At 31.9% G+C, this 25,580-nt stretch carries 30 protein-coding genes and 2 riboswitches; of the genes, 15 read left to right on the top strand and 15 right to left on the bottom strand.

Features of this window, described 5'->3' with window-relative positions; genetic code table 11:
* Positions 1-20: 20 nt before the first annotated feature.
* From guaB to xpt, 3 genes are read right to left on the bottom strand one after another with little or no spacing between them, the layout of a single operon-like run.
* Positions 21-1,487 (bottom strand): IMP dehydrogenase, encoded by a 1,467-nt coding sequence (gene guaB / locus MHZ36_RS01485; protein WP_239229149.1) that lies wholly within the window; start codon positions 1,485-1,487, stop codon positions 21-23.
* A gap of 37 nt (positions 1,488-1,524) precedes the next feature.
* Positions 1,525-2,793: a xanthine permease PbuX gene (pbuX, locus tag MHZ36_RS01480; protein WP_239229148.1), complete on the bottom strand. Its 1,269-nt coding sequence runs from the start codon at positions 2,791-2,793 to the stop codon at positions 1,525-1,527.
* Positions 2,793-3,371, bottom strand: coding sequence for a xanthine phosphoribosyltransferase (gene xpt, locus MHZ36_RS01475; RefSeq protein WP_239229147.1), 579 nt, complete (start codon positions 3,369-3,371; stop codon positions 2,793-2,795). Before xpt ends, pbuX begins: the two co-directional genes overlap by 1 nt.
* A gap of 248 nt (positions 3,372-3,619) precedes the next feature.
* Positions 3,620-3,722, bottom strand: a riboswitch (purine riboswitch).
* 226 nt (positions 3,723-3,948) lie between these two features.
* Between xpt and MHZ36_RS01470 the strand changes: the two genes are divergently transcribed.
* From MHZ36_RS01470 to MHZ36_RS01455, 4 genes are all read left to right on the top strand, one after another.
* Positions 3,949-4,365 carry a general stress protein gene (locus MHZ36_RS01470; protein WP_239229146.1) on the top strand — a complete coding sequence of 139 codons (417 nt, stop codon included), beginning with the start codon at positions 3,949-3,951 and terminating at the stop codon, positions 4,363-4,365.
* 219 nt (positions 4,366-4,584) lie between these two features.
* The gene (locus tag MHZ36_RS01465; protein ID WP_239229145.1) at positions 4,585-5,253 is read left to right on the top strand and encodes a hypothetical protein; all 669 of its coding nucleotides are present in this window, start codon (positions 4,585-4,587) and stop codon (positions 5,251-5,253) included.
* A 126-nt stretch (positions 5,254-5,379) separates the two neighbouring features.
* Complete coding sequence (locus tag MHZ36_RS01460) at positions 5,380-6,417, top strand: RodZ family helix-turn-helix domain-containing protein (RefSeq protein WP_239229144.1); 1,038 nt, start codon at positions 5,380-5,382, stop codon at positions 6,415-6,417.
* Between the two features lie 346 nt (positions 6,418-6,763).
* The gene (locus MHZ36_RS01455) at positions 6,764-8,149 is read left to right on the top strand and encodes an L-cystine transporter (RefSeq protein ID WP_239229142.1); all 1,386 of its coding nucleotides are present in this window, start codon (positions 6,764-6,766) and stop codon (positions 8,147-8,149) included.
* Between the two features lie 271 nt (positions 8,150-8,420).
* On the opposite strand, the gene MHZ36_RS01450 is transcribed toward MHZ36_RS01455, so the two are convergent.
* The gene (locus MHZ36_RS01450; protein WP_239229141.1) at positions 8,421-9,008 is read right to left on the bottom strand and encodes a hypothetical protein; all 588 of its coding nucleotides are present in this window, start codon (positions 9,006-9,008) and stop codon (positions 8,421-8,423) included.
* 83 nt (positions 9,009-9,091) lie between these two features.
* A complete protein-coding gene (nfsA, locus tag MHZ36_RS01445) occupies positions 9,092-9,847 on the bottom strand; it encodes an oxygen-insensitive NADPH nitroreductase (RefSeq protein WP_239229140.1) in 756 nt (251 codons plus the stop codon).
* A 783-nt stretch (positions 9,848-10,630) separates the two neighbouring features.
* On the opposite strand from nfsA, the gene ahpC reads away from it, so the two are divergent.
* From ahpC to MHZ36_RS01425, 4 genes are all read left to right on the top strand, one after another.
* Complete coding sequence (gene ahpC / locus MHZ36_RS01440) at positions 10,631-11,200, top strand: alkyl hydroperoxide reductase subunit C (protein WP_239229138.1); 570 nt, start codon at positions 10,631-10,633, stop codon at positions 11,198-11,200.
* 16 nt (positions 11,201-11,216) lie between these two features.
* A complete protein-coding gene (gene ahpF, locus MHZ36_RS01435; RefSeq protein WP_239229137.1) occupies positions 11,217-12,740 on the top strand; it encodes an alkyl hydroperoxide reductase subunit F in 1,524 nt (507 codons plus the stop codon).
* Between the two features lie 403 nt (positions 12,741-13,143).
* Positions 13,144-13,767 (top strand): NDxxF motif lipoprotein, encoded by a 624-nt coding sequence (locus tag MHZ36_RS01430; protein WP_239229136.1) that lies wholly within the window; start codon positions 13,144-13,146, stop codon positions 13,765-13,767.
* A 342-nt stretch (positions 13,768-14,109) separates the two neighbouring features.
* Positions 14,110-14,325 (top strand): hypothetical protein, encoded by a 216-nt coding sequence (locus MHZ36_RS01425; protein WP_042737604.1) that lies wholly within the window; start codon positions 14,110-14,112, stop codon positions 14,323-14,325.
* A gap of 38 nt (positions 14,326-14,363) precedes the next feature.
* Here the strand turns inward: MHZ36_RS01425 and MHZ36_RS01420 are convergent, their stop codons facing one another.
* Positions 14,364-14,948 (bottom strand): histidine phosphatase family protein, encoded by a 585-nt coding sequence (locus tag MHZ36_RS01420; protein ID WP_239229135.1) that lies wholly within the window; start codon positions 14,946-14,948, stop codon positions 14,364-14,366.
* 138 nt (positions 14,949-15,086) lie between these two features.
* Between MHZ36_RS01420 and MHZ36_RS01415 the strand changes: the two genes are divergently transcribed.
* A complete protein-coding gene (locus MHZ36_RS01415) occupies positions 15,087-15,464 on the top strand; it encodes a hypothetical protein (protein ID WP_239229134.1) in 378 nt (125 codons plus the stop codon).
* A gap of 120 nt (positions 15,465-15,584) precedes the next feature.
* A complete protein-coding gene (locus MHZ36_RS01410; RefSeq protein WP_239229133.1) occupies positions 15,585-15,920 on the top strand; it encodes a DUF4889 domain-containing protein in 336 nt (111 codons plus the stop codon).
* Positions 15,921-16,036: 116 nt separating this feature from the next.
* On the opposite strand, the gene MHZ36_RS01405 is transcribed toward MHZ36_RS01410, so the two are convergent.
* The 4 genes from MHZ36_RS01405 to MHZ36_RS01390 form a co-directional block, all read right to left on the bottom strand.
* The gene (locus tag MHZ36_RS01405) at positions 16,037-17,371 is read right to left on the bottom strand and encodes a PepSY-associated TM helix domain-containing protein (RefSeq protein WP_239229132.1); all 1,335 of its coding nucleotides are present in this window, start codon (positions 17,369-17,371) and stop codon (positions 16,037-16,039) included.
* Between the two features lie 212 nt (positions 17,372-17,583).
* Positions 17,584-18,210 (bottom strand): LysE family translocator, encoded by a 627-nt coding sequence (locus tag MHZ36_RS01400; protein WP_239229131.1) that lies wholly within the window; start codon positions 18,208-18,210, stop codon positions 17,584-17,586.
* A gap of 282 nt (positions 18,211-18,492) precedes the next feature.
* Positions 18,493-18,807, bottom strand: a complete 315-nt coding sequence (locus MHZ36_RS01395) for a DMT family transporter (protein ID WP_239229130.1) — start codon at positions 18,805-18,807, stop codon at positions 18,493-18,495.
* Positions 18,804-19,133: a DMT family transporter gene (locus tag MHZ36_RS01390; protein WP_239229129.1), complete on the bottom strand. Its 330-nt coding sequence runs from the start codon at positions 19,131-19,133 to the stop codon at positions 18,804-18,806. Before MHZ36_RS01390 ends, MHZ36_RS01395 begins: the two co-directional genes overlap by 4 nt.
* Before the next feature lie 52 nt (positions 19,134-19,185).
* Positions 19,186-19,285, bottom strand: a riboswitch (guanidine-I (ykkC/yxkD leader).
* Between the two features lie 291 nt (positions 19,286-19,576).
* Here MHZ36_RS01390 and MHZ36_RS01385 point away from each other — a divergent pair.
* Entirely contained in the window at positions 19,577-19,807 is a 231-nt protein-coding gene (locus MHZ36_RS01385) for a hypothetical protein (protein WP_239229127.1), read from the top strand.
* A 34-nt stretch (positions 19,808-19,841) separates the two neighbouring features.
* On the opposite strand, the gene MHZ36_RS01380 is transcribed toward MHZ36_RS01385, so the two are convergent.
* Positions 19,842-20,261 (bottom strand): GNAT family N-acetyltransferase, encoded by a 420-nt coding sequence (locus tag MHZ36_RS01380; RefSeq protein WP_239229125.1) that lies wholly within the window; start codon positions 20,259-20,261, stop codon positions 19,842-19,844.
* Positions 20,262-20,542: 281 nt separating this feature from the next.
* Between MHZ36_RS01380 and MHZ36_RS01375 the strand changes: the two genes are divergently transcribed.
* Positions 20,543-20,719: a hypothetical protein gene (locus MHZ36_RS01375; protein WP_239229123.1), complete on the top strand. Its 177-nt coding sequence runs from the start codon at positions 20,543-20,545 to the stop codon at positions 20,717-20,719.
* A 104-nt stretch (positions 20,720-20,823) separates the two neighbouring features.
* Here the strand turns inward: MHZ36_RS01375 and MHZ36_RS01370 are convergent, their stop codons facing one another.
* A complete protein-coding gene (locus MHZ36_RS01370) occupies positions 20,824-21,228 on the bottom strand; it encodes an SRPBCC domain-containing protein (RefSeq protein ID WP_239229122.1) in 405 nt (134 codons plus the stop codon).
* 168 nt (positions 21,229-21,396) lie between these two features.
* On the opposite strand from MHZ36_RS01370, the gene MHZ36_RS01365 reads away from it, so the two are divergent.
* The 3 genes from MHZ36_RS01365 (at position 21,397) to MHZ36_RS01355 (ending at position 23,397) form a co-directional block, all read left to right on the top strand.
* Positions 21,397-21,771: a VOC family protein gene (locus MHZ36_RS01365; protein WP_239229120.1), complete on the top strand. Its 375-nt coding sequence runs from the start codon at positions 21,397-21,399 to the stop codon at positions 21,769-21,771.
* A 165-nt stretch (positions 21,772-21,936) separates the two neighbouring features.
* Positions 21,937-22,683 (top strand): poly-gamma-glutamate hydrolase family protein, encoded by a 747-nt coding sequence (locus MHZ36_RS01360; RefSeq protein ID WP_239229119.1) that lies wholly within the window; start codon positions 21,937-21,939, stop codon positions 22,681-22,683.
* A 294-nt stretch (positions 22,684-22,977) separates the two neighbouring features.
* Positions 22,978-23,397: a YxeA family protein gene (locus tag MHZ36_RS01355; RefSeq protein WP_239229117.1), complete on the top strand. Its 420-nt coding sequence runs from the start codon at positions 22,978-22,980 to the stop codon at positions 23,395-23,397.
* 241 nt (positions 23,398-23,638) lie between these two features.
* Here the strand turns inward: MHZ36_RS01355 and rpsR are convergent, their stop codons facing one another.
* The 3 genes from rpsR to MHZ36_RS01340 all read right to left on the bottom strand — a co-directional run bounded on the left by rpsR (position 23,639) and on the right by MHZ36_RS01340 (position 25,511).
* Positions 23,639-23,881: a 30S ribosomal protein S18 gene (gene rpsR, locus MHZ36_RS01350; RefSeq protein ID WP_042737618.1), complete on the bottom strand. Its 243-nt coding sequence runs from the start codon at positions 23,879-23,881 to the stop codon at positions 23,639-23,641.
* Between the two features lie 290 nt (positions 23,882-24,171).
* Entirely contained in the window at positions 24,172-24,867 is a 696-nt protein-coding gene (locus MHZ36_RS01345) for a thioesterase II family protein (RefSeq protein WP_239229116.1), read from the bottom strand.
* Positions 24,868-24,878: 11 nt separating this feature from the next.
* Complete coding sequence (locus MHZ36_RS01340; RefSeq protein WP_239229114.1) at positions 24,879-25,511, bottom strand: 4'-phosphopantetheinyl transferase family protein; 633 nt, start codon at positions 25,509-25,511, stop codon at positions 24,879-24,881.
* Positions 25,512-25,580: the final 69 nt, after the last annotated feature.

Below are 25,580 nucleotides of genomic sequence, written 5' to 3'. Positions count from 1 at the left end.
AACTTTAAATCTCCTTTAACTTAGAATGAATAATTTGGTGATTCTTTTGTAATTTGAACATCATGTGGATGACTTTCTGCTAAACCAGCAGGTCCCATACGTGTAAATTGTGCTTCTTCTCTTAATGCTTCTAAGTTTGCTGAACCAGTATAACCCATACCAGATCTTACGCCACCCATTAATTGATAAACTGTATCTTGTAAAGGTCCTTTATATGCAATACGTCCTTCAATACCTTCAGGAACGAATTTTTTAGGTGTTTTATCTTCTTGGAAGTAACGGTCATTAGAACCACTTTCCATAGCACCTAATGAGCCCATGCCACGGTATACTTTATATTGTCTACCTTGGAAGATTTCTGTTTCTCCTGGGCTTTCTTCTGTACCTGCAAGTAAACTACCTAACATTACTGCATGTCCACCTGCAGCTAATGCTTTAATAATATCACCTGAGAATTTAATTCCTCCATCAGCGATAATCGCTTTACCGTGTTTACGCGCTTCTGTAGCACAGTCATAGATTGCTGTAATTTGAGGTACACCAACACCTGCAACAACACGTGTTGTACAGATTGAACCTGGACCAATACCAACTTTAACAACATCTGCACCTGCTTCATACAATGCTTTTGTTCCAGCTGCTGTTGCTACGTTACCAGCAATTAATGTAACTTGTGGGAATGTTTCTTTAATGTGTTTCACTTGTTTCAATACACCTTTAGAGTGACCATGTGCAGTATCAATTACAAGTGCATCTACACCCGCTTCAACTAATTTTTGTGCACGGATATCTGTATCTTTAGCAATACCAATTGCTGCTGCAACTAATAATCTACCATGCGCATCTTTAGCTGAATTAGGGAATTCAAGTACCTTTTCAATATCTTTAATTGTGATTAAACCTTCTAGACGTCCATCTTTTACTAATGGTAGCTTTTCGATTTTGTGCTGTTGTAATAAATCTTCTGCTTCATCTAGTGTTGTACCAACTGGTGCTGTAACTAAATCTTCTTTAGTCATTACATCAGAAATTTTGATTGAAAAGTCTTCAATAAAGCGTAAGTCACGGTTCGTAATAATACCTACAAATTGTCTATCTGTTGTATTGTTAACGATTGGCACACCTGATATACGGTATTTGCCCATCAATGCTTCTGCTTCATATACACTTTCTTCAGGAGTTAAGTAAAATGGATTTGTTATTACACCATTTTCAGAACGTTTAACTTTTTGTACTTCGTCTGCTTGATCTTCGATATTCATATTTTTATGAATAACACCTAAACCACCTTGACGTGCCATAGCGATAGCCATTTTTGATTCAGTTACTGTATCCATACCCGCAGATAATACTGGTATATTTAATTTTACACCTTCTGATAATTGCACACTTAAATCTACCTCTTTTGGTAACACATCAGATTCCGCTGGTAACAATAACACATCATCAAACGTTAGTGATTCTTTTTCAAATTTATTTTCCCACATACTCGTACAGCCTCCTATTATTTGTTTTATAGTTACATTATTCCATAACTTCTGACTTTTGTTGATACTTTATGCCATTAAAAAAGAAATTCAAAACAATCGCCGACACTGCTCCTAGTACAATACCATTCTGGGTTAACCAAGCGAAATTATCACCTAGCGCTTTAAATGCTTGCGGTACTGCACTTATACCCGTTCCTAGTCCAACTGATACAGCAATTATCAATAAATTATTTTGATTCTTAAAATTAATATTACCTAATATACTAACACCATATGCCATGACCATGCCAAACATTGCTATCATCGCACCACCTAATACTGGTAGTGGAATCATATTAGCCATTGCGCCTATTTTGGGAATACATCCACAAACAAGCAACATGATCACCATGCCATAAATCACATTATTCTTTTTCGCACCTGATAAAGATACCAGCCCAACATTTTGTGAATAAGCTGTATAAGGAAACGCATTAAAGATAGAGCCTAGAATAATCGCAATACCCTCTGCAGTATAACCTTTTCTAAAATCTTTACGCTCTAACTTCTTGCCAGTAATTTCACTTAATGCATGGTATACACCAGTGGACTCAATTAAACTAACTAATGCGACAATGAAAAATACTAAAGTCGCTCCGAAATCAAAACTAAACGTTGCAAATCTAAACGGTTGTGGCAAAGCAAACCAATGTGCATCACCAATCTGTTTAACGTCTACCACACCAAAGAATGATGCCAACACTGTACCAACGATTAAACCGATTAGTATCGCAATAGATTTCATAAACCCGGTGGTCAATCGTTGTACAACTAAAATAACAATCAATGTTGTAACACCTAAAATGATATTTTTAGCATCACCATAATTTTTAGCGCCTTCTCCACCTGCTAGATAATTCATTGCAACTGGCATTAAATTAATACCTATAATCGTTACAACGCTCCCTGTTACGACTGGGGGAAAGAATTTAACAAGGTGCGAGAAGAATGGCGCAATGATGACAACTAGAATGCCTGATAGAAACAAAGAACCATATAAATCACCAATACCTTTCGTTTGTCCTATAAGAATCATCGGTGCCACTGCAGTAAAGGTACAACCTAATACAATAGGTAAGCCTGTCCCTGTACCTTTCCAAACTTGCAAGAATGTTGCTAAACCACACATAAATATATCTACTGTAACTAAAAATGCAATTTGTTCTGGTGTGAAATCTAAACTCGTTCCAACAATAATTGGAACCAATATAGCTCCAGCATACATCGCTAATAAATGTTGAAGACTTAGTATAAATGTCTTCATTAATTTCCACCTACAAATGTAACTTTATTACCTTTTAATGAAGCGATTTTACATAAAGAAGAAACTGTTAAACCAGCTTGTTCTAAACGTTCTCTACCTGGTTGGAAACTTTTTTCAACAACAATACCAATGCCTACGGTAGTTGCTTTAGCTTGCTGAACGATTTCATTTAATCCTAGTGATGCATCGCCATTCGCTAAGAAATCATCAATAATTAATACACGGTCATTTTCATTTAAGAATTCATTAGACACGATAACCGTGCTCGTAGTGTTTTTAGTAAATGAATGAATTGAAGCTTGAAAAACATCCTTCGTCAATGTGCTTGGTTTTGCTTTTTTCGCAAATAAACATGGCACATCAAAATGTAATGATGCCATAATTGCAGGTGCAATTCCTGATGCTTCGATAGTTAATACTTTGGTAATTCCTTCTTCTTTGAATTGTTCATAAAAGGTTTGTCCCACACTATGCATCAACTTAGCGTCTATCTGATGATTTAAAAATCCGTCTACCTTAAGAATCTTCTCATCAATGACCACGCCATCATCTGCAACCTTCTGTTTTAACAAATCCACTCAAAAAACCTCCTCATTTTGTATACAAAAAAAATCCTAAACTAACTTAGTTTCAGGATCTATGAGTGAACGTGCAATACCAAAAGAAGCCATTCTCCATTTTATAACGATTACGCGTCTGAATTATCATTTACATTAATTTCATTTCCCTAAAATTGTAAAATGTAAATTTGTATCAATGGTAATGTTATTATTATTTTAGCTTTAACAGTCTCTAAAAGCTCAATATAATATGAATTTTAGTCTTGTGTATTGTATAGGTTACTCATAGTCATATCGTTAATGGCGACATGGTAGAAACTTCTAAAGCCGTATCCTTTAGATTATATGAGTTAGATAAATTATTAACTGATAATAGCAAATTTCACGATTATTTTCAATATGTCATTTTATGTAATCGTTTTTATATAATAAAATTGTAAATTCATTACCATTTTATGTAAACGCTTTATCCACATCTTAAATAGTATTTGTAACTATAATCGCCTAGTTATATAATAATAGTATATTCGTTTTATTAATTTAGTATGCGGGTAAATATTACTAACCACATAACATCGGATGGAGGGACTTTCAAATGTCAGATTTCACAGTTGTACAAAGTAAAGAAGAAATTTTAAACACGATTGAAAAAAAATTAAGTGAAGGTTATAAATCCTCAGAACTTTCTGTTTTGAGTAAATCAAAATTACACATTGATGAATTACATGATTCTGAAGTTAATCTAACATCAACAAGTGGAACATTTAGTGATAAAGTGGCTAAAATCTTAACTGGTGAAGATGGTGAAGAAATTGTCTTATCATATTATCACATCTCAGATGAAGAAAAAGCACGATATAAAGATGCAATCCTAGATGGTAAATATGTAGTAGTAGCGAAAAAAGACACTTCTGCACATGAAGAGGTGGAAGATAACAACGCTGCCTATGACCCAAAGCCTAAACCTGGCGTAACACATTACGCCGAAGAAACACATGGTCCTAAGTCATAGTTTAAAATGTAACGCATAACAATTATAATTCAACAAAATCGTACTTATGCACCAATCCTAATCAAATGACATCGGATTGGTGCTTTAAATTTTTCTATTTTTATCACTTTCTTACATAAATTCTAATAATGATTTAGCTGCATTAACAAATTTATACCGAAGCCATTACAAACAATGCTTCTATGTTATAATGAACGCAATAATTTTGGAGGTGTCCCCATGGAGTTTAAGACTGTTACATCGATTGATGATCCTTTATTCGAATCAGCATTAAAGATATACGATGAAAAATTTGATATCGGATTATCAGAAGATAAACAAATCTTTAAGCAATCAATAAAGAATGCACATACTAAAGACGATTATTTATTTATTGTTGGTATTGAAGACGATCGACCAGTAAGTCTAGCAACAGCACATTATGAAGCAACGACAAACTCTGCGTTTTTAATTTATCTCATAGCCATCAATCAGTCTAACCATAGCGAACTGATTACCAAAACCCTTGATCAAGTTGAACTCGAAATCAATAAATTGTCCAACCAATTACACGCACATGATGTTAACTTTATTATGTTGGAAGTGGAGAAAGAGCCTTCAGAAATAGAAGATAAAGATATACAAATTCTAGAAAACAGACGTGAGTTTTTATATGAACATGGATTTGAAAAACAAACGGATATTGATTATTTAGCACCTAGTATCTATGGATATGCAGATGGTGTGCCAATGGATTTATTTATTAAATCGAATATTGAATTGACTAAAGATATATTTGGACCAAGCATCAAATCGAACTATATTCTTAAATATGTTTTTGCAAATAAGATTTCCAGAAGTATTATTTATCCTTTATTAGAAGAAATGGATTTACGCAAACGATTGTGATAGACACTTGAAATCACTAGTTAAACAGGTTAAAATGACGTAGAGGTAAGACTGACGTTTCACTAACCGAAGACAAACGTCTGTATACATAAAACCAATTACTTAATTATGAAAGGACTTATTTCTATGTTAACCAAAGAATTTGCACAACGCGTGGAGCTAAGTGAAAAACAAGTCCGCAAGATCGTTCAACATTTAGAAGAACGTGGCTATCAACTTAGTAAAACAGAATACCGAGGCCGTGAAGCAACTGATTTCCAAGAAGAAGATATCGAACTTTTCCAAGATATTGCAGATAAAGTTAAGCAAACAAATAGCTATGATTTAGCATTTGACGAATTAGAAAAAGAGAAAGATTTCTTACAAGTGCTTGTTAAAGACGAAGGTAGTAATCTTCCAACAGACCAAAATGTTTCTCATTTAGTAGAAGACTTACGTAATGAAATTCAAAAAATGCGTGACGAAAGACAAATGTTAGGTCAAATGATTAACCAAGTGCACCAACAACAACGTGAATTGCATGAGATGCAAAGTCAGATTACATCACAATTAAATGATAATACAGAGTCATTAAAAGCTATACAATCTTCTACTGATGAAATAAAAACAACTCAAAGCGCGATTCAAGAAGCGCAAATAGAACAACAAGCCGTAGCACAGACTAATACCGAATCTAAACAAGTACCTACAAATGAAGCAACAACTGCTTCAGACAATAACTACACAGAAAGTACGACTGAACAGAACACTAAATCAGGTGAAAATTCGGATGCCGACTCAGTAAAAGAGCAAAGCATTAAAGCAGATGATACTGCTCAAGTTACGACACCATCATCTGCTCAGGCTAAGACAGAAGAAGAGGAAATCACTTTAGTTAGCGATTCAGTTGATACTGATACAACACTAGAAAACAACAGTGACAAAGTTGAATCTGGCCAAGAAGCTGTATCGACAACAGCAGCTACAGATAATCCAAGTAGCGCAAGTGATAAAGACACATCAACACGTGACGAAAAAGTTGAACATTCTGTTGAATCAGACAAAGCAGAAATCAATACGGATGATGTGTCTAAAGAAACAACTCAAACGTATACTTCTCAAACTTCTAACAATGAACCTAAAGAAGAGCGTAAAGGCTTTTTTGCTCGTTTATTCAATTTATAATATAAACTATAATAACTCAGCAAGTTACAATAGCGACCTTCAAGGTCGCTATTTTTTCCTTTTAAATATCTACGCCCAGTTAAATTTCCATTTTTTTACTACGCTTAAACGCACAAATTTCATAATATTAATACGTTAATAATAGCGACACCCCTTCTATCCAATATCAATATAAAACAATATGATGTTATTTATATAATTCAATTATTGTCAGAAAATAAAATCATTTTCATTTTATAAATTATTTTGAGTAATAGACTTGAATAATATTTAATTAGCTACTATCCTTAGTATGCGTATCGGATTATAAAACAAATTTTTCAAAAGAAAGTGTAGGTCCTTATTTATGTTATTAACAATACTTAACATTATTATTTTTGTGGCCTTTCTTATTTTATTATATGCGATGACACGTCGACACGTATCATTTCCAAAGCGTGTATTTACTGCTTTAGGGATAGGAATTGTATACGGTGTCGTGTTGCATTTAATTTATGGGATTGATTCTAGCATCACTAAACAAACAACAGATTGGTTTAGTATCGTTGGAGACGGCTACATCGCACTATTACAAATGATTGTTATGCCTTTAATCTTCATTTCAATCGTTTCAGCATTTACAAAAATTAAGATTGGTGAAAAATTCGCTAAAATTGGCATGTATATTTTCATCTTCTTAATTGGTACTGTAGCAATTGCTTCTATTATCGGAATTATTTCAGCATTAGTATTTAACTTAGATGCCTCTTCTATCGATTTGGGTCACGCCGAAAGTTCACGCGGTAGTGAAATTGCAAAAGAAGCAAAAGATATGACAGCTAGTACTTTACCACAACAAATATTACAGTTGATACCAAGTAATCCATTCTTAGATTTCACTGGTCAACGTACAACATCTACAATTGCAGTTGTTATCTTTGCCGCATTTGTTGGTTTTGCATTCTTACGTGTAATGCGTAAACAACCAGAAAGTGGTAGCGTCCTTAAACGTGGAATAGACGCACTTTACAACTTAGTTATGGCTATTGTAACGTTCGTTTTACGTTTAACACCGTACGGAATCCTAGCAATCATGACTTCAACTATCGCTACAAGTGATTTTGGCGCTATTTGGACGTTAGGTAAATTCGTTATCGCTTCGTATGCAGCATTAATTGCAATGTATATTATTCATTTAATTATCATTTCACTATTAGGATTAAATCCAATTACTTTCATTAAAAAAACGGGTGAAGTGTTACTATTCGCATTTACGTCACGTTCAAGTGCCGGAACATTACCAATTAATGTTCAAACTCAAAAAAACAGATTAGGTGTACCTGACGGTATCGCAAATTTTGCGGCATCATTCGGATTATCAATTGGCCAAAATGGATGTGCTGGTATTTATCCAGCAATGTTAGCAATCATGGTTGCACCCGTTGCACATGTTGAAATCAACTTACAATTTATTCTTACTGTTATCGGTGTTGTAGTTATCAGTTCCTTTGGTGTAGCTGGTGTTGGCGGTGGTGCAACATTTGCATCTATCTTAGTATTATCAACATTAAACTTACCAGTCGCATTAGCAGGTGTACTCATCTCAGTAGAACCTTTAATTGATATGGGAAGAACAGCACTGAATGTTAATGATTCTATGTTAGCAGGTACAGGTACGGCTAAGTTAACAAATCATTTAGACAAAAATGTCTATGATTCAAATGAATACGCAGAAGTAACTGCAAACAACTAAATTACACAATTTAAACTTATCAAACATGTCCATTTAAAATACTGTACTGCTCTATCAGTATTGTGAATGTGGCATGTTTTTTTAATTCAATTCATTTTAGTGTTAAAACGATTCATCAATAACACTTAACTTTCCCACTAAATGCTCAATCTTCCAATAATTATTTTACAGTAATTCCATAACACTACTATTCAAGTGCATATATAAAAACACACCTCTATTTTATATGGAGGTGTGTAATACATTGTCTATTATTTTCTACTTGTATTAGCTAGTATGCCTCAGGTTTAAACGGCCCCCAAGTCACCTTTGCTTTACTATCTAACGGTAGTGATTCTACAGATCTCGCAACATCGTCAAACCACTTTAAAAATGCAGGATCTTTGTCTAATTGTGCTTCAACACTATCTTCTGTAATATCATGTAAATACCAGGTCTTACTCTCAAACTCAAATTGAATTTGAGAATATGCTATACGTGACATATTTACACTATCATATAAACAATTGACTTGTTTCACTAGATTAGGTGCTTGAGTAATTAAATTCTGTGAAATTGTTCGCTTATAATCTTCATTATCTAAATCATTCCACATTCTTAATTGACCATTCATTTGGAAAAAGATATCTATCGTTGATGCTTTATCATCAAATGATATAAGAATAAATACGCGTTCAGCTGTATGTTCAACAGATTTAATTGTCCCAACAACAATTTTTTGTGCCATCTTCACCCAATATTCTTGAGCTTCATTTGGAGTCAGTTTACTAGAAGAAGAGTAAATGTATCTATCACTTGGGTTATTTTGCTTATCTTCATGGTCAGATTTTTTATGAAATAGCTTTTCAAACATACTCATCATCTTCAACCCCTTTTCCACTCAATATTTTATTTGAGCAAATTTAATATGCATCAACAATACGATAGTCAAATGAAGCCATGCTATTTACGAATGAAACCTGAACTATTTAAATGATCCAACATATCTAATCTTTGTTTTGAACTCATGAATTGTGCAATTTGTTCTGACCAAACCTCGCTACGCTCACCATTTGTACGTACTTTATAATAGTCACTTACTTCTTGATCATATTTATCTAACGACTCTTTTTGCACTGATTTATCTGAATTATAACGGTCTTTATGGAATACACTCTCAAATGGCAAACGTGGTTTTGGACTACCATTTTCATCTTCATTAGGTACGCCTAAAGCCATACCAAATAATGGGAAAGTATGATCTGGCAAATCTAATATTTCTCTTACTCGCTCAATATCATTTCTCAATGACCCTAAGTATACAATGCCATAACCCATATCTTCAGCAGTTACTGCAATATTTTGTGCTACCAATGTAACGTCTACAGTACCAACTAGGAGCCCTTCAGCTGATTCAAATGATGTAGCCATATCTGCTTTAGTATTTTCATCAATAATAGAGTGTCTGTAATAATCAATTACAAATACAAATAAATACCCATTTTCTACTACATACGGTTGGCCCGAAACTTCCTTTAATTCTTCTTTAATTTCAGGATTTTCAACACCTATAACAGAATATGTTTGTAGATAACTAGAAGTCGAGGCACTCTGTCCTGCTTCTATCAATTGCTTAATATGTTCTTCTGGTACATTTTCTTTCTTAAAATTTCTAACTGAATGGTGTTTTTTCACCAAATTATAAACATGTTCAGACATGTCATCCGCTCCTCTTTTGTGTTTTTGTACACATAGCTTAACAGACATAAATATGGATTGCTTATATTATGTTTACCCAATTTCCCTATGCTCTAAAAGGAAATGAAGCAATTAATTAGTCGATTAAAAATATATTCCACACTACTAATTATATCTCTATATATTAATAGACTATTCAGAGCGTCCTCGTACTTCTATATAACAGTCATTACTTCAAAACTGCTATAGCTTCGCTATTAATAGTTACATTTAAATTTTCATTTTTTGTACATATTTTATCAAGCTATTCAAAAATACGTTTTATTCATCAAATTATTCAGATACCTTGTACTGTAGAATCTGGTTATTTACTGTTACTTATAATGAATAACTTATTGTTTTTCAACATAGCATCTATGTAATTAATCAATACTACAACCAGTAATACCTTTTCAAAATATACTCTATCAAAAATGCAATTTGTCTTATTTTCTTTAGTTCAGTTCTCAATTTTATATGTTTAGTTGAGAATAAGTTGGCTATTTATGAAATATAAATTAAGCATTAATGACTTAAAACAGGTTACCAAACGTCCTAAAACAACTTCTCTAGATGAAATAAATTTGTAATTAAGTGGCGTTATTTTACTCTTTTCACAAGCAAGTTCTCATTGTTGACGAATCATATAATAAATGTAATAATGTAAATTATAGAGATTAGAATTATTATAATTAAGTAATCATAATAATCTACTTTCCAGTAATTCTAATCAACTTATTACAAATTAATCAGGAGGATGTTTTTATGTCTTTAATAAATAAAGAAATTTTACCATTTACAGCAAATGCTTACGATCCAAAGAAAGATGAATTCTTTGAAATCTCAGATGAAAATATAAAAGGTTCATGGAGTGTCGTTTGTTTCTACCCAGCAGACTTCTCATTCGTTTGTCCAACTGAATTAGAAGACTTACAAGGACAATATGATAAATTACAAGAATTAGGCGTTAATGTATATTCAGTATCAACTGATACACATTTCGTACACAAAGCATGGCATGACCATTCAGATGCAATCAACAAAATTCAATACGCTATGATTGGTGACCCTTCTCAAACAATCACTCGTAACTTTGACGTTTTAGATGAAGAAGCTGGTCTTGCTCAACGTGGTACATTCATCGTTGATCCTGATGGTATCGTTCAAGCAGCAGAAATTAATGCTGACGGTATTGGTCGTGACGCTAGCACATTAGTACACAAAATTAAAGCAGCACAATATGTGCGTCAACACCCAGGCGAAGTATGCCCAGCTAAATGGGAAGAAGGTTCAGAAACATTACAACCTGGTCTTGACTTAGTAGGTAAAATCTAAGGAGGCATCGATTTAAATGCTTGATGATCAACTTAAATCACAATTACAACAATTACTTCAATTAATGGAGGGTGACGTTGTACTCAATGCAAGCATTGGATCAGATGACAAATCTAAAGAATTAAAACAATTATTAGAAGAAGTCGCTGAAATGTCACCCCGCATTTCAATACAAGAATCAACACTTAAACGTACACCTAGTTTTTCAGTTAATAAACCAAATGAAGAAACAGGTATTACGTTTGCAGGTCTTCCAATGGGACATGAATTCAATTCGCTTGTGTTAGCATTATTACAAGTGAGTGGTCGTGCGCCTAAAGAAGAACAAGCAGTTATTGATCAAATCAAAGCATTAGACCGTCCGTTACATTTTGAGACTTATATTAGTTTAACTTGTCAAAAATGTCCTGACGTTGTCCAAGCTTTAAATTTGATGAGTCTATTAAATCCTAATATTTCTCATTCAATGATTGATGGTGCGATTTTCAGAGAAGAATCTGAAAACATCATGGCTGTACCAGCTATTTTCTTAGATGGTGAAGAATTCGGTAATGGTCGTATGACAATTCAAGATATCTTAACTAGTTTAGGAAGTAAAGCAGACCCAGCAGAGTTTAATGATAAAGACCCATACGATGTTTTAATCGTCGGTGGTGGCCCTGCTAGTGGTAGTGCAGCCATCTATACTGCAAGAAAAGGATTGCGTACAGGCATAGTAGCTGACCGTATCGGTGGCCAAGTAAATGACACTGCTACAATTGAAAATTTCATCACTGTTAAAGAAACAGATGGACCGAAGTTTTCATCAGCACTAGAGGATCATATCAATCAATACAATGTTGATGTGATGACAGGCATACGTGCAAGCGCAATTGAAAAAACAGATCATGGTATTGATGTTACGTTAGACAATGGTGCTCAATTACAAAGTAAAACTGTAATTATCTCAACAGGTGCACGTTGGCGTAAATTAGAAGTACCAGGTGAAGATGCGTTGATTAATAAAGGCGTTGCATTCTGCCCGCACTGTGACGGACCTTTATTTGAGAACAAAGACGTTGCCGTTGTCGGCGGTGGTAATTCAGGTGTTGAAGCTGCTATCGATTTAGCTGGTATCGTTAAACACGTTACCTTGCTAGAAAGAAACGCAAACTTGAAAGCTGATAAAGTACTACAAGAACGCCTTACCTCTTTACCGAATGTAACTGTAATTAAAAATGCACAAACTACAGAAGTACTTGGCGAAGATGCAGTTACAGGTCTTAAATATCAAGATAAAAACAGTGGCGAAGAGCACACTCTTGAATTAGAAGGTATCTTCGTACAAATCGGTTTATTACCAAACACTGAGTGGCTCGACAATTACGTTGAGCTTAACCAAGCTAACGAAATTATGATTGATCGTAAAAATGCAACAAGCATCCCAGGTATCTTTGCCGCAGGTGATGTTACCGATGATAGAAACAAACAAATCATCATTTCAATGGGTGCAGGCGCTAATGCAGCATTAAATGCATTCGATTATATCATTCGACATTAATTACTACCCTATCAATTTAAAATATAAATTCAGTGGTAATATGTCTAGAACATAATTCCTATCAGCAGAGAGCCGAGGAAATCATATTTGATTTCCATCGGCTCTTTTTTATATTTAAAAGCTCATCAATCAAACCATCACACTTATTACTTTAAATGAGTCTTCAAATCTAAATTACTTTATGACAAAAATGATTTAACTTATTATAAAATTGCTAGCGTATCTTTTTATTATTTTATAATAGTCTATTTGTTCAAGAGATTGTGCATTTATTATTACATAGCATATTTAAATCAATAGCACTACATGATACGCTTAAGTTATAATTTTAAAGAACGCGTTTAAACATTCATCTTCTGTGTTTATATTCGCACCATTATTATCAAAGGAGCAGTATTATTTTATGAAAAAAAGCATACTATTATCGTTAGTGTTAGTCTTATCCATGATACTTTCAGCATGTTCAAATAGTGAATCAGACGATAACGACCATCAACATAGCGAAAGACACGCGCCAAAGAATGTAAAAACTCTTACTGAGAGTGATATTTTCCACTCAGATAAAAAAGGAAAAAAAATTAGCGAAAAAGAAATGAACGATGCAATTACAAAATATTTAGCAGTCAATTCAGATATTCTAGATAACAAATACCTAATTCAATATAAATTAGATCAACAATCAAATTCTGATAAGAAAATCACAGATGCACAAGCAAAAAGATTATCCAATTTATCACATTTAGCAGTTAAAAATGACGTTCGTTTTGAAAAATTCATCAAGCATAATACACTGCCTAATGGCTATCAAGATAATGTAGAACGTATTCATAAATATTTCACCGCTTTAAATACTACGATTAAAGATGCGGATGAAGCTATCGAAGAATTAGATTATCAACCTCAAAATGAACTTAACGTCGTTGATGTTTCAACGAAATATGCCGGGGACGTGAATGGTAAGCAACAAGATAAAATCAAAAAATTCCTCAAATCAAAAGATATAGAGACAAAGGCAATAGATAAATAATGTCTAAATAGTGACAAAAAAAGACTTTTAAAGGTGATGAGTCGTCTCAAAAAAGTTGATAATTTGGATAAATTATATGAAATTTCGTATTATTGACAGATTAATTACAAAATGATGACAACACAAATTACTTGATATACCTTAGCTTACACCTAAAAAATGCATATTTCGACAGTTTACAGTGTCTTATATTCGTAAAAAACCTTACATGATTGTAAGGTTTTTTAATACAATATTCCTTTTTTTCTCAAATGGTAATTTGTTATGATAATGGCAAGTTAAGAAATAAAAATTATAAAGAAGCACAGCCGATCGTATTATAAATTGGGAGGTTCCATAATTATGATTTTAACCATCTTATTTGGAGCAATGGCTGCTGTCTTCATAGCTTATTATCTCTTTGAGAAACAAGAAAAATATGGCGTTATATCATTTAAATCAATCGCTCTTAGCATTACTTACGTCATACTTGCTGTGATTGTTGGTAGTTTCTTAGACAATATAAACACGATATTCCAAGGATTTCATGAAAGCTTAACAGCAGCTAAAAAATATTAACCTGAACCTATTTTTATAGGTCAGGTTTTTTTATTACTTTATTTAATGTCTAAAACATAAGGAACGCAATTTTCTACTTTTTTATCGACTGCACTTTCTTTCGATTCATACCCAAAATAAACTAGAATACAACGAATTACTACTTGATGCGCAACAATTGCTATATTTTCCTCACTATCTTGTACTTCCTTTTCAAAAAATTGTTCTATTCTATATAGAACATCAGCGTAACTTTCCCCTTCTGGTGCTTTTTGTTCGAAACTATGACGGAAATACTTGTAATTTTCATCATTAAAATAGCGTGAAAACTTAGTAGATTGTTCTAACTCATCGACCATTTCTCCTTCAAATTTTCCTAATGAGCGTTCTCTTAGCAAAGGCGTTTTCGTTTTTGATATCTTTTCACTTGGAAAAATAGCCTGTGCTGTTTGCTTAGTTCTCGTTAAATCTGAAAGATATACATGATTAATTTCCTTATCTTCAAAATAATTTTGTAAATCAATTGCTGACTCTTTCCCTTTATCAGTTAACGGTACATCCATTTGTCCACAAAAATAATGGTTGCCGTTCTTTTTGGCAAAATTTGATTGCGATTCTCCATGTCTAATTAAATAAATTTTCATATTCAAAATCCTCCATTTTCAATATATTATTCTATTGTCTTTTTTTACGATTCAAAACTAACAAAATTGTAATATTACTTCCAAACACTATATTTCACCTCATTTTCTTGTTAGCCTTAATTATGAGGTGATAATCAAATGGAAGAAACTTACAGTAATCACTATAAGTCTAATATTCAAGGAAATCGTGTCTTAGCATCTATAAGTTATTTTAGTTTATTCTTTGCTCCTATCATAGTCCCTATCGTCATTTGGATTTTTGCTGACAAACCAGCATCTCAACATGCATCCAAATCACTCGTCTATCATATTATAACGTATTCGGGACCAATCATAGCACTTGTAACAGGTTCACTCGGCATGTCATTAATGCAAAATACATCTAACAATTGGATTACTATTATTGCAATAGCCATTGCCTGTCTACTAGCGTTTGCGACATTATGGTATACCATAAAAAATGTATATCGAGGGGTAAGTGTATTAACTTCTAAAACAGCAATTTTTTATCCTTAATCTGAAATTGTTTAAAACTAACTTTCTAATTAACTAAATTTGACAATATTTAAAACTTTAATAATCATTATATACGTGTCCTTGATTATCTATTAAGATGAACAAAAGGAGACATATAACATGAAAAACAAACTTACTTTAGCTTTAATTAGTATTTTAGTCATCATTGGCATTGTAGTTACAATTGCCATGGTCGTTTCAAGCCAAACAAGCACATATTATGGTTATATGAAAAATAGTAACACTGCTGAAAAAGTCGTGAGCGAAAAAGATGGTCTTGTGACACATAACGTCAAGTTAAAGACAAGCGATGATTTCACCCCTAAAAAAGGTGATTTTGTTAAACTTGTTTCTAAAGATGAGGGCAAGACATTTTATAAAATGCAAGTCGTTAACCACGATGATATTCCTCATGGTTTAATGATGAAGATTCACGAAATGGATATGAAAATGTAAATATTAAAAAGAACCAATAACTAACAATACACATGCTACTCACCATTGTTGAAATTTCAACAACGGTAAGCAGAAATTTGTTCAGAAATTGGTTCTTTTTAATTTAAATATTTAGTTTATTGTTTTTTCTTCTTATCTTTCATAAATAACAACAATTCAATGGCAAAAACAATAATTAGAGAAAATCCAAATAGTGGCATTAATATACCCAGTATAATTAAAAATACAATTACTGGTAGCGACATTGGTTTCTTAACTCTATGTGGTACTTTAACAGTCTTGCCTTTCAAACGTTTAATCCATGACGTAAAACCAAATCCAATGGCTGCAAGCAATGCAAGACATACGAATAGATTAATAACTTTATTAGCAATGCCAAATAGATGGCCTTCGTGTAATGGAATACCCCAAGTAAACCATTTACCAATGATGCCGTATTCTTGATACTTCACTTCTCCTAAATCCTTACCATTATATTGATCCATATATAGCGTCTTCTCATCATACGGAGAAACATCTAAACCTGTCACACCTGTATTACTCCCCTTAGAAACTGTGAATGTCCCTTCAACACTTGACGGATAAACAATTGAAAACGGCTTATTAAAATTATCTTTTTCTGCATTTTCAATTACTTTATCTAATGAGATTTGATGCTTCAAATCTGTTTGTGGCATTGCACCACCACCATGATGCGCTGCATGCTCACCCGAAGCAGGTTGCTTATTACTTCTAGTCGCCCATGGGATTTCATTAACATCTGATTTTGGAGGATTAATTGCCAATTCTGATTGTCCTAGACTACCTGAATTGTTCATAACATCTGAAATTTTCGCTCCCATAAATCCTGACCATGGCAAACCCGTTAGAACAAGAACAAATACTGGTATAGCAATAATGACACCGGTGATACCATGCCATTTTTGAAATCTTAATTTCTTACTTTTATTTGTGATCAGTTTTTTCTTAATAAGTAAATATGTACCAGAAATAATCATAAAAATAGTCCAACACGCTGTTAATTCAACCAAATAGTTAATTACAGTATTCTCTGTAAATAATGAACTATGAATATTTCTAAGCACATTTGCATATGTATGTTTCGCATTTTGATCTGCCACAATTTGATTATTTTGGTCTAAAAAGACATACCTTTGATTCCCTGCCATATCATCTAATGTTATTCGATTATTGTATGGCTCAGCCAACATACTCACCTTACTGACATAGAAACCATCAAACTCTTTTTCTACATCATCTATAGCTTGATTCATAGATTGATGTGTTTTGATTGAACTATCTCCAAAAAACTCTGTTTTATAAATGTTATTTTCGACTTCTTGATAAAAAAGGAAACCAATACCTGAAATTGTTAATGTAATTAATAATGGTGTAATAAATATAGCCGCATAAAAATGTAATCTTTGTAGTGGATTAAATGTATTTTTCAATCTCATACCCCCTCTCTTTCAATATTATAAATAACTAAAAAATATAATATGTAGATAAATTGTGACTTTTCATTAATATAGTATTTTATTTTTTATATCTATTTAATTTAACTATACAGAAGCTTTGTTTTAACATAAAAAAGACTAAGTTATCCATTTATTTATAATGGCTAATAACTCAGTCTCTTTAATTTAAATTTCCTTGGAAATATTTAACTACTTTTACTAAATAATAAATTAATTGAAAGTGTAATTAATATAGCACCTACAGCATAGTCAAATATTGCTTTTACCTTTTTGTTTGTAAACAATAATTTTATATATTGGAAAATATAAACACAAAAGATAAACCATACTAAAATGACAGTAGTAACGATTGCTGATAATATTGCAATTTGTGAAGAAACACCCTCACCAGCTGTAATAAATTGCGGTAAAATACTTATGTAATACAGTAAAGCTTTAGGATTTAATAATGTACTTAAAAATCCTTGTCTATAAGAGCTTAAATAGCTAATTCGTTTAGCCTGCATATGCTCCTGGGAAAACTCCATCCCTTGCCTTGCAGTTAAAATACTTTTAATACCTAAATAGACTAAATAACATGCACCAAGTATTTTAACTACTAAAAATACATAATACATATTCGCTAAAATAAAAATAATACCAAACACTGCTAATAATGAGTAGCATACATGCGCACTTGTGATGCCTAATGCCGCCATTGCTCCGTTCCCTTTACCCGATGTAATAGAATTCTTCATTACTACAAAGAAATCAGGTCCCGGCACAATAATAATCATTAGTGTGATGGTTATAAATGCTGCGATTCCTTCCATCATATCACCCCTGTTGCTTTATCCTATCAATCACTCCTTATTTGTGCAATAGAATATAATAAATCACTCTAAAAACGATTACATAATCAAAGTATTGAATCAAATTCATCCAAAAAATTATAGCGTTTACATTGTGTATTTACCTAAAACTTGGTATATTATAAGTGTAGTTGGGAACCGACTACTAGTCTTTTATATTCATGAACATATTACTCTAAAAGCGACGCCATATGGTGTCGCTTTTTCCTTTTTTAAAGTTTATTTGTTATGAATCCAACTATTTTAACTTAATAATTTTAATCCAACTGTACTTGCAAGAATTACGACAATACATAATATTCTTTTTATATCCGTAGACTCTTTATAAAAAATCATACCAAGTAACGTTCCTCCAACTGCACCAATACCAGTCCATACTGCATAAGCCGTGCTCATAGGTAAAGCTCCCATAGATATTGAAAGTAAAATAAAGCTTAGTACAAAAGTTACACACATCAACCATAAATTTATTTTCTTTTGACTATTAACATATGCATTCAAAAAATTGATACCTAACATTTCAAATATGCCTGCAAATACTAAAATAATCCACATCATTTTGCTTCATCTCCTTTATCTGTAGTAACTAACTTCAATCCAATAACACCTATCAATAAAGTAAAAATCAAAATCACCTTTCCAACATTAATCGTATGGGCGAACACTAAGAAATCAAAAACAGTAACACCTGTCGTACCTAAACCAACAAATACTGCATAAGCCGTCCCAACAGGTAAGCTTTTTGAAGCATTGATCAGTAAATAAAAACTCAACACGATAGCAATAACCGTAAATAACCATTCAATAGTTGATGATGCGTGCGTCAATCCAACAACCCACCCAATCTCAAATACAGCTGCAATGATAATTTTTATCCAATTCATTTTAATTCCTCCTTATATAAAATAAAAAAGCCTGGGAGACAGTAAAAATACTATCTCCCAGGCTTTTATCCTTCCGTGTCACATTTATCATGTGGCTTTCTCTCGGACCAGTCCAATTATAGTTTAATTGCGGAACCCTAGAAAGCTATTATTAAATTTCATTATATCTTAGCAAAGAATCAATCATAATTCAACCTAGTATCATTCAACCTCTCACATTATAATTATTCCAATCTAATGTAAGCGATTCATAATATTTTAAGTTCTTAAATTAAAATTATTTTAATTTATTTAAGCAAAACCCTCTACAATTTGGAAATCATCATGTATAATAAGAGTTACATTATAATAATTCTAATTTATATAGAGATGTCTAAACTCACCTCCACTTAAATTAAATGCTTAAATTAGAACTCAAAAAAATAGAGAAAGAAGGAACTATTATGCAACTATTAAATTATAAAATGCAAAATGATGAACTTGTAGCTACTGTTTTATCAGATAAAAAACAACTTTTTAAATACAGTTTCGATGTTACTACACCTGAATATGAAATTTTAGAAGTTTTAGAAGAAATTAATGAACACGTAGATAACGGACAACATCCATTAGGTTGCTCTTTATTGAAAACATTCACATACGAGGACGTGAGTCGTCACCATGCCTTATCATAAAACTATTTCTAAAAGATGAGTATCGCTGTTAACTTTACACAGTATACTCATCTTTTAATTTTTGATTACGATAAATAGCCATTCCAGTTTTTAATTTACTGAAACCCATTTCTTCATATAATGCTTCATTACCTGTAGTAGCAATTAAGTGCACACACGATAAATCCCCCAGATGTTCAAGCATCTGTTTGATAATTTCTCTACCTATACCTCGCTTTTGATAATCTGTATGAACTACTAAATCATATATTGCTGCATTGTACACACCATCTGATAATGCGCGTGAAAAGCCAACAACATGCCCATTTTCCTTAGCAATAATAACATGCGTACTAATATTAAATATTTTGATGATTTCTTCTTGATTGTGATTTAACCAACCATTAGATTGATATACTGTTAGCATATCTTCTACGTCATTTATATTAAATTGATATTCATATTGCAATGCCATACCAAATAACCACCTTTATCCTTACATTAAAATAACACACACATCTCATTCTATTTATAAATGACATTATAAATTTATTATTTAATGAATATGTTTTGATTAATCATAGTTTAACATGATTAATGCTAAATTCCTGTCAAAAACACTATAATTATTCCAATACAAAGTTTGCTCCTTCCACTCATTAAATAAAAAATTTCAAAAAAGTTATCTCTTTATTTTTACGGGTACATGTATAGTAAATGACTTAACTCTCACTTATGAATTAAGGAGGGATAGCAATGCTATATCTAGCTATTTTATTGATCATTGTCGGTGTCGTACTATTAATCATGAATAAAATAACACCTAAGCGCAAAGATGCGAGTAAGAAACAAAGTTATATTAGTTTTGGTGTGATTTGTTTGATTATCGGTGTATTTTGGCTTGTTGGTACCATCATCAAAATGAGCCTTTAATACCATTTAATTATTAATAATTTAAAAATCAGGAGTCTAGGCTAATCTCTTACGTATATCATATACGTTTACAGATAATGCTAAACTCCTGATTTGTATTTAAACTATAACAAAGCAGCTCTAATTTTCACATTATGCTCAAGGTATGCCTTTAAACAACTTAACATATAGACCCAACCTTCTTTTTGCCCTAACACCTGTTCTACTTCACTTTCGTCAAAATCTTTTTCAATTGTGGTTACTACAATACCCTCGTCATTTTCCTCAAGATGAATTTCAACAGGATGATTCCCCCATGTAAACTCAATTAAACGATTCTCTTCAATATGAGTAATCTCAATATCTAATTCTGCATTATATTCAGCATATTTTAAGGTAATAGTCTTTCCTTCTTTCCACCTATCCGAACTATGTGAAAACCAAAATCCTGAAATTTCTTCTGGATTAACAAACGCTTCAAAAGCTTTATTTGATGTAACATTTATTTGCATTTTAGTTTGAATATCCATATATTCACTCTCCTTTTTTAATACTATTTATATTAAACTTACCCTATTTAACTCCATTACAAATGTAACGATATATAAATGAATCTACCCTCATAACATTTTGCAAAACTGAACTAATTTTATATACTAGTTTGTAATTACAACAATTCATTCGAGGAGTTGATTTATATGTTAAAAAGATTAGATGAAGTAATGATTTATGTTTACGACCACGAAAAAGTAATTCAATTTTGGACAAAACACTTAAATTTCACGGTATCCGAAGATACAGAAGAAATGGGTATGCGTGTAGTTAAATTGCTGCCACAAGATCAATCTGAAACTGCTATCGTACTACAAGACAAAGCAAAGGTTGATGAAATGAATATGGGTGTAAGTACAGCAACACCTTCACTTATATTTGCAACTACTCAATTTGATGAACTATATCAACAATTAAACGATAATGGGATTACTGTTGGTGACATTATGACTTTACCAATGGGTAGAGTATTTAATTTTGCTGATCCAGAAGATAATTACTTTGCTGTAAAAGAAGTTTAATTTTTCATTTACAATATACAGTTAAACATGTACTATTTTTTAAAAATAAAATTTTCTCATTTTAACGTTCGATTTAACCTAACTGTAAACTGATAACAATATCTAAATATATGTAATTTTGTTATAATCTTGTAATCAATTATTCTAAATTGTTTGGAGCTTTAAATGAGAAATATTATAAAGGATTACCTATATTATGGTGTAATGTTAAGTATTGTAATCATTATTTGTTTATTCTTATCCATACTGTATATTTGGAAACAAGATCAACCAGCAAACAAAGACCATTACAAGGATTTTGCATCACTTAAAGCAGACACTAATGCACACAAAGACTGGGAAATTAACACCAAGACAACCAATAACAAAGATATACTCATTACCGCAATTCACGGTGGAGGTATTGAACCAGGAACATCAGAATTAGCAAAAATCATTTCGAAAAAAGGTGACTACAATTTATATAGTTTCGAAGGTTTACTACCTTCAAACAATAAAAAACTCCACATCACCTCAACAAATTTTGACGACCCTAAATTAACAGAAATGGTATATAAATCAAATGAAGCCATTTCCATCCACGGCATTGAAGAAGACAAAAAAGCCGTTTATATTGGTGGAAAAGATAAAAAAATGGCAAAATCTATTACTAAGTATCTTGAAAAAGAAGGTTTCAATGTTGAAAAAAGTCCTCACTATGTCAATGGCAACTCAGAACATAACATTATAAACAAAAATGATAGTGGTTCGGGAGTACAAATAGAAATATCAACTAAATACAGAAAGCAATTTTTTGAAGATGGCAAATTAAATCGATTAACACGTGAAAACACAAGTCACTATAGACAGAATATCTATGATTTCGCCGAAGCTGTAACAAAAGGCATCAAAGCGCAGACAAATAAAAAATAAGATTTTATAATATAAGCATGCTAGGATAATTTAATTTTATTGTTCTAGCATTTTTTTATTTTCAAGCAGTCAATATGATTGCATTAAAAAAACGATTAATTCATAAGAAGTAACCACAATTATTCTTAAAAAGGTTTATAATAGGCTATTTTTACATACTTCTTTTGATATAACATACAATGGAAAATTTTATGTAATTACATTATTGTAAGGTATATTGTCACTTTAAATTGTAGATATAATATATTAAAATCTCTAAAATATAATTTAACATCTCGTTAGGAGGAATTATTTTTGAGATCAATCTACAAGCTAATATTACCTATCTTATTATTATTAGTTTTCATCTTTTTGGTATTAGTTGGATGGAAACTTTATGCGGAAAGTCATCAAGATAATAATAAAGTACGCGATTACGCTAAGTTTAACCCCTTAATTCACAACGAATATTATTACGTCAAAATACAACAACCAATCAAAAAAAACGTTAATTATGCAAATAATGGTCAAAAATTCATTAGCTATGCATATAAACAAACTGCATCCAATCATTCCGGTAATACAAAAGAAATTAAGTTTAACTCATTTAATGAGCATAAATTAAAACCAAATCATTACTTAAAACTTGAAGTACGTTTAGGTGATACCCAAAGTTATAAAGAAGTACAAAAATCCCAAGTACCTAAAGCAGCATTAGACAAAATAGATAACTAATTGAATCAATATACGAACATAGCAGATTTGCTCTGAAAATAAGTGAGTGAATCTGCTATGTATATTTCATTTATTAATGAGAATACAGCTAGTTGCCAGAAAAAATGATTTATCGTTAAAGTAAATTCACTTGTTTTCAAAGCATATTCTCCCTTCTCTATAACTCTATTTTCACAAATTCCAAAAAACACAAAAAACCCCGTAAGCATATGCTTACGGGGTTGTTCAGATACAATAACTATTATTGTTCTTCTTTAACATATGGTAATAATGCCATATGACGAGCACGTTTAATAGCTAAAGTTAACATACGTTGATATTTAGCTGAAGTGCCTGTTACACGACGTGGTAAAATTTTACCGCGTTCTGAGATAAAACGTTTTAATAATTCTGTGTCTTTATAGTCGATGTGTGTAATTCCGTTTGCTGTGAAATAACAAACTTTTTTACGACGACGTCCGCCTCTTCTTGGTCCACCTGCCATGGTTAACTGCCTCCCTTATTGATTATTTTTTTATAACGTTCATATGCGTTCTTTATCAATCACTCTATGGCGATTCATGTTTATACGTTTTTATTATTAAAAGATTTATAAATATGTGTGAAGTATTGTATTAAATCTTTACGTGTGTGTATATGTGCACCACTAATAGTATAAAATTATATGACATTTGTCAATATGTTATAAACTATTAATACACATTTCATAGTAATATTTTCATAATTCAACAAATTGCAAACGTAAAATAACTACACATCATTCAATCATTACAATTAATGATTTAAGACGAGTTTTATTTTTTCACTGAAACCGTCGTATTGGTTATTGATAAAGAAATGTCCGCCATCGAAAAATTGATAATCAACTTGGCCTCTCGTTAAATCTGACCACTTGTAGATATCTTGATCACAAATCTTATCTTGTTTGCCAACAAAGACAGAAATATTTGCTTTTACTTTTTCAGCTTTAGGCTTATTATCGTAGTAATCTATTGCTAAGAAGTCATTTTTAAGAGAAGGTTTTACAAGCTCCCATAATTCTTCATGTGCTAAGACTTCTTCTGGTGTGCCACCTTTATCTTTAATAAATTGCTTGAATTCTTCATCTGTCATATTCGCAATATTATTGTTTCGGTCTATACATCCTATAGGTTCGCTTGCGCAGAGAATCATATGCTCAGGTCTATAACCTAATGCATCTAATTTATAATATAATTCATATGCTAAGATAGTTCCTAAACTATAACCTAGTAAGATAAATGATTCTGGTTTTTCTTTAACAATTTGGTTTGCTAAGTCATCAACCATATCTTCAATGCTATCTAACGCATCTTCAATCAGTCGTTCACCACGTCCGGGTAACTCTAATGGTTTGAATTGGATGTGGTTTGGTAATTTTTCTTTTAACGGATAATATAAGGTTTTGCTTCCCCCTGCAAACGGAATACAAAATAATGTTGTCTTTGCCATATTCTCGCCCCTTAACATATACATTCTGCATTAAATGTATGTGTGATGTCTGTGAAATTTACTTTTATATCTTGATTAGCAGTTTCTAAAATTATTGAAAATGCATATTGGTTAAATAATAATTTATGAAAACTGGATAAACGTTGTTCTTGATTATTTACTAATTCAATCATCTTATAAGTTTGATGTTCTGGAGTAATAGAAAAACTATCTAACGCTTTATAGATTCCAGTTCCGAGCATCTTGATATAACATTCTTTCAATGTCCACACTTCAAAAAAACGGTTCAACTGCGCTTTATTATAACCATCTTTCATAATGTATTGATATTCTGCTTGCACAAAATAATTCTTAGCAATCGTCAAATCGATTGGTTCTATTTTTTCTATATCAATACCTACATTTATGTCACTGACGATACATACTGAAAAACCATCCGTATGTGAAATATTTAAGTGTTTGTTATATGGCCTATACAACAAAGGTTTCCCATAATCGCCTGTTTTAAACGCAATATCGTTAATTTCATGCCCTGTTGCCGCTTTAACACAAAAACATTTAAACATTTCTGAGTATTTAGCTTTTCTTTGCTTATTTTGATAAATTGAATCACTGGTATCTAATATATATACAGTAACTTCCACTGTATCACTTCCACATTTTGTATTAGCAAAGCAATTGAAGCAGCAAATATATATTTGCTGCCTCAGTTG

The sequence above is a fragment of the Staphylococcus sp. ACRSN genome (assembly GCF_022346615.1).
Lineage (GTDB): Bacteria > Bacillota > Bacilli > Staphylococcales > Staphylococcaceae > Staphylococcus.
The sequence above is the reverse complement of the archived record's forward strand: the minus strand, read 5'-3'. Positions and strand labels throughout refer to the sequence as shown.

What these genes read in the sequence shown, in the direction of transcription:
- guaB (WP_239229149.1), bottom strand. Translation starts at nt 1,487, where the DNA reads ATGTGGGAAAATAAATTTGAAAAAGAATCACTAACGTTTGATGATGTG.
- pbuX (WP_239229148.1), bottom strand. Translation starts at nt 2,793, where the DNA reads ATGAAGACATTTATACTAAGTCTTCAACATTTATTAGCGATGTATGCT.
- MHZ36_RS01470 (WP_239229146.1), top strand. Translation starts at nt 3,949, where the DNA reads ATGTCAGATTTCACAGTTGTACAAAGTAAAGAAGAAATTTTAAACACG.
- MHZ36_RS01465 (WP_239229145.1), top strand. Translation starts at nt 4,585, where the DNA reads ATGGAGTTTAAGACTGTTACATCGATTGATGATCCTTTATTCGAATCA.
- MHZ36_RS01460 (WP_239229144.1), top strand. Translation starts at nt 5,380, where the DNA reads ATGTTAACCAAAGAATTTGCACAACGCGTGGAGCTAAGTGAAAAACAA.
- MHZ36_RS01455 (WP_239229142.1), top strand. Translation starts at nt 6,764, where the DNA reads ATGTTATTAACAATACTTAACATTATTATTTTTGTGGCCTTTCTTATT.
- MHZ36_RS01450 (WP_239229141.1), bottom strand. Translation starts at nt 9,008, where the DNA reads ATGAGTATGTTTGAAAAGCTATTTCATAAAAAATCTGACCATGAAGAT.
- nfsA (WP_239229140.1), bottom strand. Translation starts at nt 9,847, where the DNA reads ATGTCTGAACATGTTTATAATTTGGTGAAAAAACACCATTCAGTTAGA.
- ahpC (WP_239229138.1), top strand. Translation starts at nt 10,631, where the DNA reads ATGTCTTTAATAAATAAAGAAATTTTACCATTTACAGCAAATGCTTAC.
- ahpF (WP_239229137.1), top strand. Translation starts at nt 11,217, where the DNA reads ATGCTTGATGATCAACTTAAATCACAATTACAACAATTACTTCAATTA.
- MHZ36_RS01430 (WP_239229136.1), top strand. Translation starts at nt 13,144, where the DNA reads ATGAAAAAAAGCATACTATTATCGTTAGTGTTAGTCTTATCCATGATA.
- MHZ36_RS01425 (WP_042737604.1), top strand. Translation starts at nt 14,110, where the DNA reads ATGATTTTAACCATCTTATTTGGAGCAATGGCTGCTGTCTTCATAGCT.
- MHZ36_RS01420 (WP_239229135.1), bottom strand. Translation starts at nt 14,948, where the DNA reads ATGAAAATTTATTTAATTAGACATGGAGAATCGCAATCAAATTTTGCC.
- MHZ36_RS01415 (WP_239229134.1), top strand. Translation starts at nt 15,087, where the DNA reads ATGGAAGAAACTTACAGTAATCACTATAAGTCTAATATTCAAGGAAAT.
- MHZ36_RS01410 (WP_239229133.1), top strand. Translation starts at nt 15,585, where the DNA reads ATGAAAAACAAACTTACTTTAGCTTTAATTAGTATTTTAGTCATCATT.
- MHZ36_RS01400 (WP_239229131.1), bottom strand. Translation starts at nt 18,210, where the DNA reads ATGGAAGGAATCGCAGCATTTATAACCATCACACTAATGATTATTATT.
- MHZ36_RS01395 (WP_239229130.1), bottom strand. Translation starts at nt 18,807, where the DNA reads ATGATGTGGATTATTTTAGTATTTGCAGGCATATTTGAAATGTTAGGT.
- MHZ36_RS01390 (WP_239229129.1), bottom strand. Translation starts at nt 19,133, where the DNA reads ATGAATTGGATAAAAATTATCATTGCAGCTGTATTTGAGATTGGGTGG.
- MHZ36_RS01385 (WP_239229127.1), top strand. Translation starts at nt 19,577, where the DNA reads ATGCAACTATTAAATTATAAAATGCAAAATGATGAACTTGTAGCTACT.
- MHZ36_RS01380 (WP_239229125.1), bottom strand. Translation starts at nt 20,261, where the DNA reads ATGGCATTGCAATATGAATATCAATTTAATATAAATGACGTAGAAGAT.
- MHZ36_RS01375 (WP_239229123.1), top strand. Translation starts at nt 20,543, where the DNA reads ATGCTATATCTAGCTATTTTATTGATCATTGTCGGTGTCGTACTATTA.
- MHZ36_RS01370 (WP_239229122.1), bottom strand. Translation starts at nt 21,228, where the DNA reads ATGGATATTCAAACTAAAATGCAAATAAATGTTACATCAAATAAAGCT.
- MHZ36_RS01365 (WP_239229120.1), top strand. Translation starts at nt 21,397, where the DNA reads ATGTTAAAAAGATTAGATGAAGTAATGATTTATGTTTACGACCACGAA.
- MHZ36_RS01360 (WP_239229119.1), top strand. Translation starts at nt 21,937, where the DNA reads ATGAGAAATATTATAAAGGATTACCTATATTATGGTGTAATGTTAAGT.
- rpsR (WP_042737618.1), bottom strand. Translation starts at nt 23,881, where the DNA reads ATGGCAGGTGGACCAAGAAGAGGCGGACGTCGTCGTAAAAAAGTTTGT.
- MHZ36_RS01345 (WP_239229116.1), bottom strand. Translation starts at nt 24,867, where the DNA reads ATGGCAAAGACAACATTATTTTGTATTCCGTTTGCAGGGGGAAGCAAA.